Origin of the sequence: Rhodococcus sp. BS-15 (genome assembly GCF_000813105.1) — a bacterium.
In the GTDB taxonomy this organism is placed as follows: Bacteria; Actinomycetota; Actinomycetes; order Mycobacteriales; family Mycobacteriaceae; genus Rhodococcoides.
In genome coordinates, this window is record NZ_BAOX01000027.1 from 1 (window position 1) to 15,840 (window position 15,840).

19 protein-coding genes and 2 pseudogenes are annotated in these 15,840 nt (G+C 62.9%); 7 read left to right on the top strand and 14 right to left on the bottom strand.

From position 1 onward, the window contains the following. Window positions 1-53: 53 nt before the first annotated feature. The 7 genes from RHBS_RS05815 (at window position 54) to RHBS_RS05845 (ending at window position 5,352) form a co-directional block, all read left to right on the top strand. A complete protein-coding gene (locus tag RHBS_RS05815) occupies window positions 54-479 on the top strand; it encodes an SRPBCC family protein (protein WP_121872037.1) in 426 nt (141 codons plus the stop codon). Window positions 480-567: 88 nt separating this feature from the next. Next, window positions 568-1,464 carry an ABC transporter ATP-binding protein gene (locus tag RHBS_RS05820; RefSeq protein WP_121872036.1) on the top strand — a complete coding sequence of 299 codons (897 nt, stop codon included), beginning with the start codon at window positions 568-570 and terminating at the stop codon, window positions 1,462-1,464. Then, window positions 1,461-2,207 carry an ABC transporter permease gene (locus RHBS_RS05825; protein WP_121872035.1) on the top strand — a complete coding sequence of 249 codons (747 nt, stop codon included), beginning with the start codon at window positions 1,461-1,463 and terminating at the stop codon, window positions 2,205-2,207. Before RHBS_RS05820 ends, RHBS_RS05825 begins: the two co-directional genes overlap by 4 nt. Next, entirely contained in the window at window positions 2,204-2,959 is a 756-nt protein-coding gene (locus RHBS_RS05830) for an ABC transporter permease (protein ID WP_121872034.1), read from the top strand. Before RHBS_RS05825 ends, RHBS_RS05830 begins: the two co-directional genes overlap by 4 nt. A 25-nt stretch (window positions 2,960-2,984) precedes the next feature. After that, the gene (locus RHBS_RS05835) at window positions 2,985-3,353 is read left to right on the top strand and encodes a hypothetical protein (RefSeq protein WP_121872033.1); all 369 of its coding nucleotides are present in this window, start codon (window positions 2,985-2,987) and stop codon (window positions 3,351-3,353) included. Between the two features lie 78 nt (window positions 3,354-3,431). Beyond that, a complete protein-coding gene (locus RHBS_RS05840; RefSeq protein ID WP_121872032.1) occupies window positions 3,432-4,652 on the top strand; it encodes a sensor histidine kinase in 1,221 nt (406 codons plus the stop codon). Between the two features lie 34 nt (window positions 4,653-4,686). Further along, window positions 4,687-5,352 carry a response regulator transcription factor gene (locus RHBS_RS05845; protein WP_121872031.1) on the top strand — a complete coding sequence of 222 codons (666 nt, stop codon included), beginning with the start codon at window positions 4,687-4,689 and terminating at the stop codon, window positions 5,350-5,352. 10 nt (window positions 5,353-5,362) lie between these two features. Here the strand turns inward: RHBS_RS05845 and RHBS_RS05850 are convergent, their stop codons facing one another. The 14 genes and pseudogenes from RHBS_RS05850 to RHBS_RS05905 all read right to left on the bottom strand — a co-directional run bounded on the left by RHBS_RS05850 (window position 5,363) and on the right by RHBS_RS05905 (window position 15,770). After that, a complete protein-coding gene (locus RHBS_RS05850; protein WP_183130361.1) occupies window positions 5,363-6,190 on the bottom strand; it encodes an ABC transporter permease in 828 nt (275 codons plus the stop codon). Continuing rightward, complete coding sequence (locus RHBS_RS05855; RefSeq protein WP_237669028.1) at window positions 6,180-7,175, bottom strand: ABC transporter ATP-binding protein; 996 nt, start codon at window positions 7,173-7,175, stop codon at window positions 6,180-6,182. Before RHBS_RS05855 ends, RHBS_RS05850 begins: the two co-directional genes overlap by 11 nt. A 109-nt stretch (window positions 7,176-7,284) precedes the next feature. Continuing rightward, window positions 7,285-7,407, bottom strand: a complete 123-nt coding sequence (locus RHBS_RS31440; protein WP_254925625.1) for a hypothetical protein — start codon at window positions 7,405-7,407, stop codon at window positions 7,285-7,287. A gap of 59 nt (window positions 7,408-7,466) precedes the next feature. Continuing rightward, on the bottom strand, window positions 7,467-7,589 hold the full coding sequence (locus RHBS_RS31445) for a hypothetical protein (RefSeq protein ID WP_254925626.1): 123 nt from the start codon (window positions 7,587-7,589) through the stop codon (window positions 7,467-7,469). Window positions 7,590-7,646: 57 nt separating this feature from the next. After that, window positions 7,647-7,766, bottom strand: a complete 120-nt coding sequence (locus RHBS_RS05860) for a lasso RiPP family leader peptide-containing protein (RefSeq protein WP_121872028.1) — start codon at window positions 7,764-7,766, stop codon at window positions 7,647-7,649. Window positions 7,767-7,816: 50 nt separating this feature from the next. Beyond that, on the bottom strand, window positions 7,817-7,936 hold the full coding sequence (locus tag RHBS_RS05865; RefSeq protein ID WP_121872027.1) for a keywimysin-related RiPP: 120 nt from the start codon (window positions 7,934-7,936) through the stop codon (window positions 7,817-7,819). Window positions 7,937-8,082: 146 nt separating this feature from the next. Further along, on the bottom strand, window positions 8,083-8,520 hold the full coding sequence (locus tag RHBS_RS05870) for a lasso peptide biosynthesis B2 protein (RefSeq protein ID WP_220709132.1): 438 nt from the start codon (window positions 8,518-8,520) through the stop codon (window positions 8,083-8,085). After that, window positions 8,517-8,810, bottom strand: a complete 294-nt coding sequence (locus RHBS_RS05875) for a lasso peptide biosynthesis PqqD family chaperone (protein WP_080730710.1) — start codon at window positions 8,808-8,810, stop codon at window positions 8,517-8,519. The genes RHBS_RS05870 and RHBS_RS05875 overlap by 4 nt, the downstream gene beginning before the upstream one ends. A gap of 37 nt (window positions 8,811-8,847) precedes the next feature. Then, on the bottom strand, window positions 8,848-10,692 hold the full coding sequence (locus tag RHBS_RS05880) for an asparagine synthase-related protein (RefSeq protein ID WP_121872026.1): 1,845 nt from the start codon (window positions 10,690-10,692) through the stop codon (window positions 8,848-8,850). A gap of 197 nt (window positions 10,693-10,889) precedes the next feature. After that, window positions 10,890-11,860 (bottom strand): annotated as a pseudogene (locus RHBS_RS05885) (LLM class F420-dependent oxidoreductase). Window positions 11,861-11,884: 24 nt separating this feature from the next. Next, a pseudogene (locus tag RHBS_RS05890) lies at window positions 11,885-12,684 on the bottom strand (SDR family NAD(P)-dependent oxidoreductase). Window positions 12,685-12,713: 29 nt separating this feature from the next. Beyond that, a complete protein-coding gene (locus RHBS_RS05895; protein WP_121872023.1) occupies window positions 12,714-14,513 on the bottom strand; it encodes a glycoside hydrolase family 15 protein in 1,800 nt (599 codons plus the stop codon). Further along, the gene (locus RHBS_RS05900) at window positions 14,510-15,199 is read right to left on the bottom strand and encodes an HAD family hydrolase (RefSeq protein WP_121872022.1); all 690 of its coding nucleotides are present in this window, start codon (window positions 15,197-15,199) and stop codon (window positions 14,510-14,512) included. Before RHBS_RS05900 ends, RHBS_RS05895 begins: the two co-directional genes overlap by 4 nt. Window positions 15,200-15,296: 97 nt before the next feature. After that, window positions 15,297-15,770, bottom strand: a complete 474-nt coding sequence (locus RHBS_RS05905; RefSeq protein ID WP_121872021.1) for a Dps family protein — start codon at window positions 15,768-15,770, stop codon at window positions 15,297-15,299. Window positions 15,771-15,840 lie beyond the last annotated feature (70 nt).

Genomic DNA, 15,840 nt, shown 5'->3' on the forward strand with positions numbered 1-15,840 from the left:
GGACCCACTCGAGTGGGTCCTTTTTCTTTGCCTGATCGACGCTACTGTGAGTCATGCCGACACCCACCCGCGTTCATGTCACCCACCAGTTCTCCTCGCCGCCTGAGGTCGTGTTCGAGGCGCTGTCCGAGCACGAGAACTTGGCTCGCCTGTTCGGGGCGAAGGTCACCCGGCTTCGAGACGGCGACACCTCACGCAACGGGGTCGGCTCCGTGCGCAGCGTTGCGGTCGGGCCGCTGCCCGCGTTCGAGGAAACCACCGTGGTCTCCGATCCGAATTCACTGATCGAGTACCGCATCACCAAGGGCAGCCCGCTACGCGGACACTGGGGCGTCCAGAAGTTGACCCCCACATCCGACGGTGGCACCGAGCTCGCCTACACGATCGGGTTCGATTCGCCGATCCCCGGCCTCGCTCCTATCGTCGGCAAGGTATTGGGTTCGAGAATCTCGAGGAACTTGCCGCGCCTGGCACGCTGAGTCTTCGAGAAATCCTCATACTCGAGTATGACGACAGCACTACCCGGGACTGATGTATCCATGTCGCCGACGCGACAGAGTCGACGACATGGACATCGTCAGAACTCACAGCCTCGGCAAGCGCTATGACACGCATACCGTCGTCGACGACGTGAACCTTCGCATCCCTGAGGGCTGCGTCTACGGCTTTCTCGGTCCCAACGGATCGGGTAAGTCGACGACCATGAAGATGCTGCTGTCCCTGATTCGACCGACCTCGGGTGAGGTAGAGATCCTCGGCAAGCCGATGAATCACGGCACTCGCCGCGAATTGCTTTCACACATCGGATCACTCATCGAAGCTCCACCCGGATACGGCCACCTCACGGGTGCGGAGAACCTCCGTATCGTGCAACGCTCGCTCGGATTGCACGCCGAAAAGATCGAGCGGGCAGTGGCCACCGTCCGTCTACAGGAACACCTCGACAAGAAGGTGAAGAACTACTCGCTGGGAATGAAACAGCGCCTGGGCATCGCGATGGCACTCGCACGTGAACCGCGACTGCTGATCCTGGACGAACCCACCAACGGATTGGACCCGGCGGGCATAGAAGAGATCCGCGGCCTGCTCCGCCATCTCGCCGACCACGGTGTGACAGTCATGGTTTCGAGCCATCTGCTAGGTGAGATCGACAAGACGGCCAACATGCTGGGAATCCTGAGCCACGGTCGCCTGATCTTCCAGGGCACCCGCGACGAGCTGTTCGCCGCCTCCACGCCCGACGTGCTCATCGATGTCATCGACGCTGAACGCGCCAGTTCGGTTCTACAACAGCCAATTCCAAGATACGGCAATACATTGAGACTGCCCGGCCTCGACGATCGAGGTACCGCACTGGTGGTGGCGGAACTCGTCGGCGCGAACGCAGGCGTCTACGGCGTTCGGCGCGAAAATCAGTCGCTCGAAGACGTATTCATGAATCTGACGAAGGGGGGCCGATTGTGACGACGGTACGCAACGAGTTCGCCAAACTCCGGCACCTGCACATCGGCGCGATCGGCGCAGTGCTGGTCTCCGCAATCGTAGGTTTGACCTTCGTCGGCGCTCTCACCGCGGCGACGTCGAACGATTCGCCCACGGTCTCCTGGGCACTACCACTGGCCGGCCTGTCCCTTGCCGTCCCCATCGCCTCACCCCTGCTGATCGCAGTGATGGCGAGCCGCACAGTGGAAGTCGAGCACCAGTCGAACGGCTGGCTGCTGAACCAGACCAATGGTGCCGACCGCGGAGACCTCGTTCGCGCGAAGCTCGTCTCGACGGGCCTCGTCGTCGTTATTGCGACGGTGGTGGCCAGCGCGGCAGGTCTATTTTTGGGAACTGCCATCGGAGTGACCCAGCCGTTGCCTGCCGGCCTGTGGTTCGGCTACACGGCGGCGGTGGTCACGGCGAACCTCGTGATACTCGGTCTTCACCTGCTGATCTCAGCGCGAGTGGACAACCAACTGGTCGCGCTGGGAGTCGGCATCGTGGGTACCGTCATCGCGATCTGCGCCTCCGGATTCCCCTCCTGGGCAGCGCACCTGACGCCCTGGGGCTACTACTCGTTGGCATCGGCGGCGGACTACCAGGGCGAGCAGGTGGTGACGCTGGACCCGTCCTACGCCAGTATCGCTGCCCTCGGAGTTGTCGGCGCAGTGTTGTTCTGGCTCATGACCGTTCGACTGGATCGACAGGAGGCACGAGCATGAATGCGTTCTCGGCCGAAATGATCAAGCTCAGACGCTCGCAGGCCTGGGCGGTCGTCGTTCTGCTGCCACTGATCATCGCGGGGGTCGGAACGTTCAACACGATCGCCTCGGGCGCAGAGTTGGCAGAGGGATGGCGCACATTGTGGTTGCGCACAGTCGTGTTCTACGGACTGTTCCCACTCGCGCTCGGCATTGCCGTGCTGGCCTCCCTGGCGTGGAAAGCCGAACACCGAGGAGGGAATTGGAATGCCCTGATGAGCGGGCCGGTCTCGTCGGTGCGCATCGTGTTCGCCAAGACGGCTGTAGTGGCAACGCTGACCGCGGCCATGAACATCGTCATGCTGGCAGCCGTCGTAATTCTCGGCAAGGTGGTCTTCTCGCTCGACGGCATGCTCCCTTCCGAGCTCTTCGCGACCAGTGCACTCGTCGTGGTGGGCTCGCTACCGGTGGCGGCTCTGCAATCCGGTCTGTCGATGGCGATCAGATCGTTCGCGGTGCCGATCGCCATCGCTCTCGTCGGGGCCGGGATATCGGTGTTCCTCCTCACCGCCGAGGTGACCGGGGCAATTTTCGTGCTGCCCTATGCACTGGCGACTCGCGCAACCCAACTGGCCACCGGAACCTTCGGTGACTCGGGTTCGCTCACCACCGGGGCCGCGCTATCGGTCCTGACGGCCACGACGCTGCTCACTGTCGCAGTCGTCGCACTGACCGGCAGGGCACTCGACCGCAAGGACATTCACGTTCAGTGATATCGCAGCGAAAGGAGAATCGACCATGACCGACAATCGAACGATCGCTCACACCGAGTACACCGAACCGGGGCGCGCGCATCAGCGCCCCGACGGGCGCGGTGCCGCTTCGCTCACCGCAGCAGTGCTCGCACTCCTTCTCACACCCGTGCTCGTGATCTTTCCGTTCGCCGGCTTCGTCCCGGTCGCGCTCGCCGCGACCGGCGTCGTGCTGGGGTGGCGGGCGACGCGACGCACTGCAACCGGGGTAGCGCGCACGGGATTCGTCCTGTCGATGATCGTGTTGTGCGCATCCGTGGCGGCGGCCGCCCTGTGGATCTTTTTCGTGGTGAATCCGTCGATTGCTCAGTACGGTGAGCTGCACGACGCAGTGAGCAACATCTTCTCCAGTTGATTCGACAACGTCTCGGCGATCGATCCGTGGGGCCTGTTCGTAACACTACGGACCATCTGGTCCCATTATCATCGCCGCATGATGCTCACCACTGGATCCGAGCAACACCGCGTCCGAGCCATCGGACGCGGTGTTCTCTGCTTCGGCATCCTTTCCTACACGGGAGCGGTCTCGGTAGGCATGTACTGGCGCGGTACGACGACCGTGCTCTTGATGGCCATTGCACTTGGCCTGTGTCTGCCATGGTTGTTCGCGCATCGCTATCCGCTGCGGTCCTTCGCCGTGATGTCGGCTGCCGGCACCGTCCAGTTGATCGAAGGTTTCGGCCCGATCCCGGCGAATCTCATGTTGCTGGCCGGGGTGTACGCGGTGGCAGCACACGCCCCACGCCGTGCGGCACTGCTTTGCGCGACAGCCGTCGTGGCGGGCGCGGTAATTGCCGCGATCCGGTGGGGTGAGACGTTCGCGGCATCTGCAGTGCCGCTTTCGGCCATAGGGACGACGACCGTCGCGGTGTGGCTGTGGGGCACCCATACCGCCTTACGTCGTGTGCACGACGAAACTCTGCGTACCCGTGCCGACCAACTCGAACGCGAGCAGGACCATTTGGCGCAGATAGCCGCAGCAGAAGAACGTGCCCGCATCGCGCGCGACCTTCATGACGTGATCTCGCACAGTCTGGCGGGCATCCTCACCATGTCCGAGGGAACGTTGCGGTCCTCACCCGAACTGGCGGAAAAACACAAGAATTCGCTCCGCATGATCAACACCCATTGTCGTGATTCGCTTTCCGAGTTTCGAAAGTTGCTCAAGCTGCTCCGAGACGAACCAGCGGACATGACGCGCACCTCGCCCGTCGTGTCGAATCTCGAGTTCCTGGTCGAATCGGCCGCGTCCGATACCGTCGCCACGGATTCGACTGTGGAGGGCCGTCATTGCGAGCTGCCACCAACGGTGCAGGAAGCCGTCTACAGAATCGTGCAGGAGTCGTTGACCAACGTTCGCAAACATGCCGGCACCTCGGTGACCAAGGTGACTGCATCGGTCGACGTCACCGCTGAGAACGTGAAAGTCGAAGTCAGTGACGACGGTGACGGGTCGGCTGCCGAAGTGGGTGCCACAGAGTGCACTACGGACGGCTTCGGGCTACTCGGTATGCGCGAGCGCGTCGATTCCCTGCGCGGAACGCTGTTCGCCGGGTCGCCGCCCGACGGCGGATTCGTCGTTCGGGCCACGATTCCTCTCAGCTCCGACGATCGCAGCTCGAACAACCGGTATGTTCGCACCAGAAACAACTGATCGCCATCAGCTGACTCGATCTTTCGGGGGGACAATGATTCGCACTGTCATCGTCGACGACAGTGAGCTGTTCCGAGCTGGGCTGCGAATGATCGTCGAGTCCGGAAGCGGAACCACCGTCGTCGGCGAAGCAACCAACGGGATCGACGCAGTTTCCTTGGTCGAGAGCTTGCCGGGTGAGATCGACGTGGTCTTGATGGACATCGACATGCCCGGACTGAACGGAGTGGACGCCACTGCGCGGATCCTCGATCTCGACGCGCCTCCCAAGATCCTCATTGTCACGACATACGCGGTGGACAACCTGGCGTACAACGCCATCATGGCGGGGGCGAGCGGATTCTTGCTCAAGGACACTCCGCCCGACGCGCTTCTGTCCGCCATCGAGGCCACTCACCGCGGCACTGCGGTCGTCTCGCCGCAAATGACCCGGCAACTGCTGTGCTCGGTATCCCCGCAACGTGCCGCTATTCCCGCCGACGATTCCGTTCGGCGCCGCTGGGAGTCGCTGACGGACCGCGAACGTGACGTACTCGAGGCAATCGCACAGGGACTGAACAATTCGGAAATCGCGGACAAGCTGTTCATCGCGGAGGTTACCGTCAAGACACACGTGGGGCGGGTACTGCGCAAGCTCGATGTTCGCGACCGGATTCAATGCGTGGTGTTCGCCCACACTGCGGGTTTGGTCGCGGACTGACGGAGTGTGATCACTCGGCACGCGAGGAGACGGCTCCGGATATCTTGGCACCAGCATCGCGCCGTGCCGCGCGCCGGAGCACGAACACCGCCGCAATGCATCCGACGACGCTCCAAGCACCGAGAACCAATGCGGTCTCGGCCAGGTGCCACCGCCCACCGATCTCCGAAGCGGCTGCGGCATCACCGAGGAGAGCAGCGCGCAGGGCCTGGCCCAGCCAGTAGAGCGGAGTCGCCTGTCCGATCGCCTGCATCCAGGACGCCTGGTTCGCCAGCGGGTACAACACACCGGACACGCTCACCAGCGCCATGAGCAGAAGCGATACGAAACTCAGGTTCCGCGGGTTCTTGACGAGCGAACCCAGGATCGCTCCGAACGGCAGAGTAGCCGTCATGCCGAGGGGCAGAATCCATACAAGGTTTGCGAGTTCGATCGTATCGGCCGAGACGAACTGCCCGAACAGCACACTCGCTCCGATCAGTACGACACAGAAGGTGATGAACGTCAGGGCCACCTGGCTGCTGATCTTGCCGACGAGATAGGTGTGAATACCGTAGGGCAAAGATTTCACGCGCAGCAGACTTCCGTCCTCCCGCTCGGCGATGAGGTTGGTGGCCAACCCCATCAGTCCGCTGAACAGCACGTTGATCGCGAGCACTCCGGGGATGGCGAAACTACCGAGCGAGGCTCCGGAGCCCGACACCTCCACTCCTCGAAGAAAATACATGACGATCAGAGCGATGCACGGAAAGAAGATGTAGTTGAGGACGAGGGTAAGGCTCTGTCTGAATTCGATCAGCCCGCGGCCGAGTCCGAGACGGACGGTATCAATGAGCATGGAAGAGCACCTTTCCTTCATCTGGACTCGGATCGAGCTCCGCGGCAACGGGATCGGCACTTCGAATCATGTGCAGGTAGGCGTCCTGCAAATTCAGTGGCCGGACGACGAGATCGGTCACTTCGGAGCCCCCCGAGGCCAACAGTTCACGGACGAACTCGGTGGCGTTGTCGACCGTCGCCGTCTGGGAACGTCCACGGAGCCGATACGAAACCGCGGTACCCCAGGCGTACCGGCGGGCGAGCTGCTCGGTGGTTCCACGCGCGACGACACGTCCATCTACCAGAATCGCCACCGAATCTGCGAGAAGCTCGGCCTCGACCAGATCGTGGGTGGTCAGTACGACGGCCGTTCGCCGCGTGCGGGTGATCGACCCGATGAGTTCGTGAAAGTCCTGGCGCGCTTCGGGATCGAACCCGACTGTCGGTTCGTCCAAGAACAACAGTTCGGGATTTCCGACGAGTCCGATCGCGACGTCGAGACGACGCCGTTGGCCTCCGGAGAGTCGACCGACCTTGGTCTGTGCTCGGTCGGTCAGACCGACAGCATCCAGTAACTCGTCCGTATCGTATGGCAGTCGGCCACCCGACGGCCCGAGTACTCGATAATGCTGTGCGAAGTGCAGCAACAACTCTCGAACTTTCCACCGACGATGATCACGCCATGACTGCAACACGACACCGATGCGCGACTGCCATTCTTCGTCGCCGTGGGCGGGATCGACTCCCAAAACACGCACGTACCCACTCGACCGGCGGCGAATTCCCTCGAGAATCTCGATGGTGGTCGTCTTACCCGCGCCGTTCGGCCCGAGCAATGCAACCACTTCGCCCGCCTCGACACGCAGATCGACCCCGGTCAACACATCGATCGACCCGTAGCGCATCCGAACGTCCCTGGCCTCGAGGGCCGGTACGTCGGATTGGTTCGGGTAGACGGATGTGTCAACGGAGTCGTTCGACTGCCCGTGCAGTGCCATCGTCATCGACGCTCCTTCTAGTTTGCTGCCACAAGAGTTCGGTACGAAACGGAATCGGATCCCGGACCGGCGACCCGGCACATGATCGTGCCGGGTCGCCGTACCGGGTGCAGTCTCACTCCTTGGAGTGATCCTCGAACGGCAGGATCGCTTCGGTGTGCGGACCGATGAACTCTCCGGTCTCGTCCTGGAAACGGCCCAGATCTGCAACAGCAGGTGTTTCGTATGCCTTGTTCACGATGCAACTCCTCGCTGAATTGTAGAGATGTTTCGAATTGTCATATCCGACTGACGAATTCACTCCTTGGAGTGATCCTCGAACGGCAGGATCGCTTCGGTGTGCGGACCGATGAACTCTCCGGTCTCGTCCTGGAAACGGCCCAGATCTGCAACAGCAGGTGTTTCGTATGGCTTCGACATGCGCGTTACACCTCCGTTCCGTGGTTGATCAGGCGGCGATGTTCGCGGCGGCGACGGTCAGTTCTTGCGATCGGCGATGGGGTTCCAGCCCTCGGCCTGGCCACCGATGCCGAAACCTGTCTCGTCCTGGAAGCTGCCCAGGTCGACGACAGCAGGAGACTCGTAATCTTTGATCATTTCGGTGCTTCCTTTCGGTTCTGTCTCGGTCGAGCTTGTTGGATCCGGTGTCAGTTCTTGCGATCGGCGATCGGGTTCCAACCCTCGGCCTGGCCACCGATGCCGAAACCTGTCTCGTCCTGGAAGCTACCCAGGTCGACGATGGTCGGGGTTTGGTAATCCTCGGTCATGTGTCACACCTCCTTTCGCATACTCAGGGGATCGATCGATTCACTCCGGGGCCCGTATCGGGTCCCCCGGTACGGGATCGACGGCGTCGACGCCACGGTCGACATCCGACGTCCCGAGTTCATGGGGCACCGCCTGGAGTTGCAGCTCACAAAGACTGCGGCAGTGCCGATTTCGAGGAGACCGAGAAGAACGTCGAGAAATCGGACTTGGCCATCGGTTCATCGACGATCACTCCGTCGACCTCGATCCACGCATGGGCCGTGAACGGCGGCGATGAGAGCACGCCCACACACCATTGCGGCCACGTGCCCCGCGCACGGCACACCAACGCTGTCGCGAGGGATCGAGGCAGACAGGCTGATCCACCTCTGCTGTAGGGGCTGGCGGTCAGGACCGCGTCGCGAGCCAGACGCGCCTCCTCGTACGTCGCCGGCCGAGCGCCGGCTGCGATTCGTTCGAGGACCGAACGCAGGGAATTCGGAGGCATTCTGCTCAGGCCCTTGGCAATTCCGACGCTCGCCTTGATGCCGAGAGTGGGGAGCGGACCGAGGGTCGACGGAATGTGTGGCAGTACGTCACTCACAGCAGACCGACTCCTTCGAGTTGGCGGTAGGCAGCATCGACGTCGCGTCTCGCCAGTGCCGGGTCGATGGCGAACGTGTCGACCAACGCCGCGGCCGCGTCCTCGCGACTGCCACCCTCCCGCAGGCAACGTGACACGATCAGCGCACTGTCGTTGAGGTGCCAGTACCGGCCGGCTGCACCGTCGAGAACGACGTGACCGTACTCGGTTGCCACCGTGTCGAGGTGCCTCGTCCTGCTGGAACGACCCGAGTTTCGCTGCGCAGCAGTGTCCTTGGTCCTCCAGAACATAGGTTTCTCCTTTGTCGATAGAGCCGGGATGGATCGATCACACTGTTACGTCGGTCCGATTTCGCTGAGCCGCAAGGAACACCGAGGCATTGATGGCCTGGTGAACATGTCCGACCGGTACCTCACGAGCTCGAGGCGACGTCGATGCAACAAATTCTGTTCGGTCGACCAGTCCGGTATCGAACAGTCGTGCGTCGTCCATCAGCTCCAGCAGTCGTCCGTAGTGGCGGGCGTACCCGCGTACGGACTGCGGTCCGCCGCCGATCTTGTTCGTTCGCATCAGATAGTCGTTCGGTAGCAATCCGCGCATCGCGTCCTTCATGAGGGGCTTCCATTCGAGTGGGGTATCGCGTTCGTCGCGTCGAACTGCAAGGGCAGCTTCCACCACTCGATCGTCGAGCAGAGGCGAGTCGTAGGACACTCCGAACGGCTGCCCCAGTTGTGCTGTGCCGCGGATCAGTCGCGCAGCGTCGCGAGCGAAGTACAGATCGATGTGCCCGGCCACGGTTCGGTCGAGCGGCTCTGCTGCATCGAGCGCGGAATCGATCTTGCTCCGGAGCAGTTCGCGAGCATGCGGCGTAAGCCAGGGTGGCACAGCGGGCGGACTGGACCAATCGTTCATCCGCGGTATCTCGGGGTGAGGAGCTCCGGCCAGTGCTGCACTCATCGTGTCGGCGAACCATTGTCGGTACGTGCGTCGATCGGCCAACTCTCGCACCGTCGTCAGCACTCCGATTCCCGCCGGAATGTGCTGCGCCCTGGCTCTGTTCCACCCGACCCACGGACGTGCCCGTACGATCGTGTGCTCCCACGCATTGACGCCGCGCAAAATGTGATCCCCTCCGAGACCGGTGATATGCGTCCGGATTCCCTTGCGGCGATCGTCGGCCAACATTCGTACGATCCGCGGCCCGGCGGTCGCGGCCTGCGTCGGCTCGTCGAGTCGAACATCCAGGCTGTCGACACCCTCGTAGAAATCCTGCATGTCGTCCGTGGAGGTGACCTCATGGGTGTGCACTCCGGGCATGCTCTTGATCGCCCGGCGAGCCCAGTGGAGATCCTCGCGTCCACCCGGGTCGTCGTTGAAGAGAGTGCGAGCGAGCACACCCTGCTGCGCTTGTGCTGCGAAGTAGCACAGAGGAGTGGAATCCAGCCCCCCGGACAGGTCGCAGGCCACCGGATCTCCGGGCGCGGTGCGAGCTCGAACCGAACCCTCCACCGCCGATCTGAACAGAACGGCACCATCGGACCTCGAGGTGTCGGCCTGCGGCGCGTACCACCACGTTCCGGTCCGGCTTCGCTCGCCGTTTCTGTCGACGGTGATGTATCGATCTCCGGCAAGTGGTTCGACCTCTGCCCACAACGGGACGCGATCGAGTGGGTGCGGCATGGTGCCGAGTAGTCGTATGGTGACGGCCGCTGGGTCGACGTCGAACTCGCCCAGATCGGCCAGAACATCGGCGCGGTCGCTCAGTACCAGCACACCGTCGATGCGCGCAGACCAGATTCTGCGGGTCTCCATTGCCGCGGCGCTGGCATAGATCTGTCCATCGACCGACACGATCGTCGTGTAACTTCCGTGAAAGTTCGACGCTGCCGCTGCCGCCTGTGCCGGTACCGAAATGTCATCGGCAAGTCTCCGCAGCCGGGACTCCGTCGCATCGGACCTGCCGACGATTGCGGCCGTCGTACGTCCAACCTGTGCGGTGACGAGTCGGTCGGTCGTGAGATGCCCGAGAAGCCATGGACGCCCCGAGTGGTGAGTGATCCGAGTGGTCGACACCTGCGCCAACCGGGCCGCCAACGCGCTTGCGCGGGGCGTATCGGGTAGCGCGACGAAAAATGAGCGGCCACCCGCCTCGACAGCATCTCGCGTGTTCATCGTCCGCCTCCCTGCGGTGAGTGTTCGGCTCGTTCGATGTGAACCACTCTGCCGCGTGGGAACTCTCGTGGCGTCCTGCCTGCCGACGATTTCAGTCCTGCGACGGACGGACGCGGAGTCATACCGTGGGAGGACCGCCCGACGCGAACAACCCCGGCCGAATGAATCGGTCGGGGTTGTTCAGCTACCGGAGCAGCTCAGCTGGACGCAGCGCGCAGCTTCTCCAACAGCGGGCCTGCGGCCTCGGCCAGGAAGCGTTCCTGAGTTTCGTCGCCCACCTGGACCAGGGCGATGTCGGTGTATCCGGCCTCCCAATAGGGCTTCACGGCCTCGACGATGGCGTCGAGATCCGGTCCGCACGGAATCGTTTCGGCCACATCCTCTTTGCGCACGAACTTCGTGGCCCCGGCGAAGCGGCCGTGGTCGGCAAATCGGCGTTGACCGCCCAGCCACCGGCGAACCAGCGGAATCGATCGTGTGCGCGATCGATGGCGGCATCCTTGTCCGGATCCGAGGAGATGGGGATCTGTCCGATGGAACGCGCCGGTCCCTCATGGTTGTCCGACCACGCCTTGACGAGATCGGCGTTCGGCTCGGTAGCGATGAGGTGATCGCCGTATTCGGCGAACCGAGCGACGGCCTTCTCACCGCCTGCCGCGATACCGATCGGCACGCCGCCCTCCGGCAGGTCCCAGATCCGAGCGGAGTCGACGCGAAAGTGCTTGCCCTCGTACGTGACCAAACCACCGGCGTGCAGTGCGCGAATGATCTCGAGTGCCTCGACGAACATGTCCTGCCGCTTGTCGATGGACGGCCATCCCTCGCCGACGACGTGCTCGTTGAGGTTCTCACCGCTGCCGAGGCCGAGTGTGAAGCGCCCGTCGGCCAGGATCTGCAGCGTGGCTGCCTTCTGCGCGACGACGGCCGGGTGGTAGCGAATGATCGGGCACGTCACGTACGTCATCAGCTCGACGCGTTCGGTGGCCTGAGCCACCGCACCCAGCGTCGTCCAGGCATAGGGGGAATGCCCCATGGACGAGAGCCACGGCGAGTAGTGGTCGCTGCTGACCTCGAAGTCGAAGCCGACCTTCTCGGCTCCGACGGCGTGCTGCACCAGCTCTTTCGGCCCGCTCTGCTCGGTCATCAAGGTGTATCCGAAATTGGTCATGAAGTGTCTCCTGGATTGTTGCGACTAGATTGTTGCGACGGAACCGGCGTCGACTCGGTAGTTGGATCCATTGACGAAGCTGGCCCGGTCCGAACACAGGAAGGTGATCACCGAGGCGACCTCCTCGGGTTCGCCCCGGCGTCCGAGCTCCATGTGCGGACGCTCCTCGTCGAGGAAGCTCTCGATGGCCCCGTCGCGGTCGGTGTTCTTCTCCTCGGCCCGCTTGTCCATCATCGCGTCGGTCATCGGGGTGTGAATGAATGCGGGAGAGACCGCATTGACCAGCAGCCCCTCCGATGCATAGCTGCGAGAAAGCCCCTTGGCGAGCGCCAGCACGCCGGCTTTGGCTGCGCAGTAGGGCAATTCGTCGTCGTAGGGCTGCACGGCATCCTCGGAGGTGAGCAGCACGATACGTCCCCAGCCGCCGCGGCGAAGCGCAGGCAGAAACGCCCGCAGTAGCCGGACAGGGCCCATCAGATCGATGTCGAGGGTGGACCTCCACCCTTCCTCGTCGATCTCGTGGAACAGTCCCTGCGCTCCGGTCACGCCCGAGGACTGAACGAGAATATCGATGTCTCCCAGGCTTTTTGCGTCTGCACCGCCAACTGTTCGACGGCTCCGGTATCGGTCACGTCCGCAGCGAAGGCGAACAATTGGCCCTCCGCTGCGTCGAGCTTCGCTGCAGCGTCGTCGAGCGAGGACTGCTCCTTGTCGCTGATCACGACGCGAACGCCCTCGGCCAACAACATCTTTGCCGTGTGCCAGCCGATGCCGGAGTCTGCTCCGGTGACCAGCGCTGTTCTACCGTCGATTCCCAGATCCATGCGATCCCACTTTGCGCTCGATGTTCGGGTCAGGTTGTGGCGTCGTGCGAGCGCGCGATGGTCAGCGCCGCATTCACCAGGGCCAGGTGGCTCAAGCCCTGCGGGAAGTTACCCAGAAACGACCCATCCGAAGCATCGATCATCTCGCTGTACAGCCCGACGTCGTTGGAAAGCTCCACCAGCTGGTCCATCAGCGCGATGGCTTCGTCGTCACGGCCGACGCACGACAGCGCCGACACTCGCCAGAACGCGCAGGCCACGAAGGTGGCCTCTTCCTCGTGCACGCCGCTGTAGCGGTACAGCAACGGCCCAGCACCGAGTTCTGCACCGAGGGCATCGATGGTGGACGAAAGACGTTCTCCGCGATCGAAATCCATCTCCGCCGCCAACAGCACCGAGGCGTCGAGACCATCGGCCCCGGGATACGCCAGATATGCCTGCCGCTCCTCGGACCAACACTGCGTCTCGATGTAGTCCCTGATGCGGCCCTTCTCCGCCTTCCACCGGTCCGGGATTCCGGGGATCTCGCCGGCCTCGGCCAAGTGAACGGCGCAGTCGAGCGCCTGCCAGCAACCGAGCTTCGAGCTGGTGTAGTGACGCTCTTCCTCGAGTTCCCAGATGCCTGCGTCCTTGCGCTGCCATGAGTCGCAGGCTTCGTCGGCGATGGTGGCCAACAGTCGACCGGTCTCCGCGTCGAGGATGTTGCCGGCGTCTACGTACTGCCGAATGATCGAGAACAGATCCCCGAATATCATCAGCTGCAACTGATCTGCCGCGGCGTTGCCGTTGACGACCGGTCCGATGCCGCGCCAGCCCGGCACATCCGGTTGTTCGGTTCCCCCGGGCAACTTTCCCTGAAGCGTGTAGAACACGTTGACCAGAGGATCGTTGACCCTGATGACCTTCAGCAACCAGGCGACGGCCGCGTGTACTTCCTCACGAAGTCCGAACCGCTGCATCGCTCTGATCGTGTAGGCGGCGTCTCTGACCCAGGCGTACCGGTAGTCCCAGTTCTTCCCTCCGGTCCGGTTCTCCGGCAATGATGTGGTGGCAGCAGCAGCGATGGCACCGGACGGGCTGTGCAACAACAGCTTCAACGCCAGAGCACTACGTGCTACATGTTCCGCCCACGGTCCCTCGTACTTACACTCGTCCGACCACATCCGCCAGTTGAGGACGGTCCGGTCGATGCCCTCGTCCAATTTCTGCGGATAGGGCAGATGCAATGGTTCGTTCTCGGTACCGACGACTCCGAGAGAATGTCTCGAGCCAGGCTCGGTGGAGAACGCCCCATGAATGTTCTGCGTCTCCACCTGGGGATCGTCGATGCCCAGGGTTCTCACGGCGAGGGTCAGCCCGTCCACCCGCAGGACTGTGCCGTGCTCGGTGGCGTAGGCCCACGGTGAGGCCTTACCGAGCATGGTTCCGGGTGCCACCTTCCAGCCCATCTCGACGGTCCCGTCGAGGCCGTCGATTCGGCGCGCCAGTTCCATCCACGGCAGCCGCCCCGCCACACCGGTGTTCAGCGAGTCGGTGACCCGCACCGTGCCGCCGGAGGTCTTGAAAGTGGTGGCGAGAACGTTTGTACCCGAGATGAATTCGCGGTGGACGGTGAATTCGGCCACCGGCGCCAGCTCGATCCATCCACCGTGCTCGTAATCCAACAGTGCGGCGAAAGGTGGTGGTGAATCCAGATTCGGGACCGGAAGCCAGTCGATGCGACCGTCGTCGGCGATCATTGCCACGGTTCTACCGTCACCGATCGCTCCGTAGCTCTCGATAGGAACATAGCCGTCGACCCGAGGGTGCGGCTTTCGAAACTCGCTCAAGCACTTGCCTTTCCGGCGAAAATTGGGCTGTTCTCGATGTTCGCCAGCAGATCGGCCGGGTCCTCGAACACCGCTACCGCACCCGCGTCGAGCAACTCGGCGCGCGAGATACCTCCGCTCAACACGCCGATGGCGCGTACTCCGGCGCGCCCGGCGGCCTCGATATCCCACACACTGTCGCCGACCATCACCGCGCGCGTTGCCTCGACTCCGGCGCGCTCGAGCGCGACCGCGATGATGTCGGGCTCGGGCTTGGCGACGTCGGCGTCGTCGCCGGACGTCACGACCGCAACAGAATCCTCCACGTCGAGCAGATCACGCAGAGTCGACAGTTCACCTTCGGGCGCAGATGTGGCCAGAACCACGTTGATTCCACGAGACTCCATGTCTGCCAGGAGTTCCCGCGCACCAGGCAACACTTCCAGATCCGCGGATGCTGCGGCGTAATTTTCACCGTGCAGCTTCTTCGCCTCCGCGGCCAGCGCGCTGTCGGGTGACCCGACGAGGAACTCGAGCAACTTCGACCCATCCATCCCGATACAACGGTGGATGCGCCAGGCCGAGACTTCTCGGCCGGCATCGCGAAACGCACGGGACCACGCGGATACGTGAACGAAATTGGAATCGACGAGCGTGCCGTCGATGTCGAACAGAACAGCGTCGACGGTCGGAACACTCACAGGCATGACCGTCGGATACCCATGGTCGATACAGGCAAACAGTCGATTCGAAAAACAGCAGGCCCCCCGCTGTGCGCGAGGGGCCCGTCGTGCGTGAACGGAACTAGCTGGCCTGCGCCTGCCACATCCAGTGCAGCTGCTCGAGTCGCGCCGTGATGGCGATGAGCAGGTCCTGAGTGACCGGATCGGCCTCTCCCGTGTCGGCGATACGTCCACGCAGTCGCTCGACGACGGCAGCAATGTTGTCGACGACTGCCGGTACGACCTCGCTGTCCTGAGTCCAACCGGCTCCGAAGCCCTTGGTGCCCGCGGTCGAGGAGACGGTGGCTGCGCGGCCGTCGGGGCTGACGCCGATGGCCGTCGCGCGCTCTGCTGCCTGATCGGTGAATTCGCGGGCGGCCGTGACCAATTCGTCGAGCTCGAGGTGCACGGAGCGGAAGTTCTTACCGATCACGTTCCAGTGGGCCTGCTTCGCGATGAGCGAGAGGTCGATGAGATCGACCACGGTTCCCTGAAGCGCGTCGCCCGCGATCTTCTGCTGGCCTGCGTCGAGGGTGCTGGTGATGGGGTTCGTCATGATGTGGCCTCCCTGCCGTTGGACGACGGTATGCATCGCACACCATTATTGTTCTTCCGTCTGTACTACA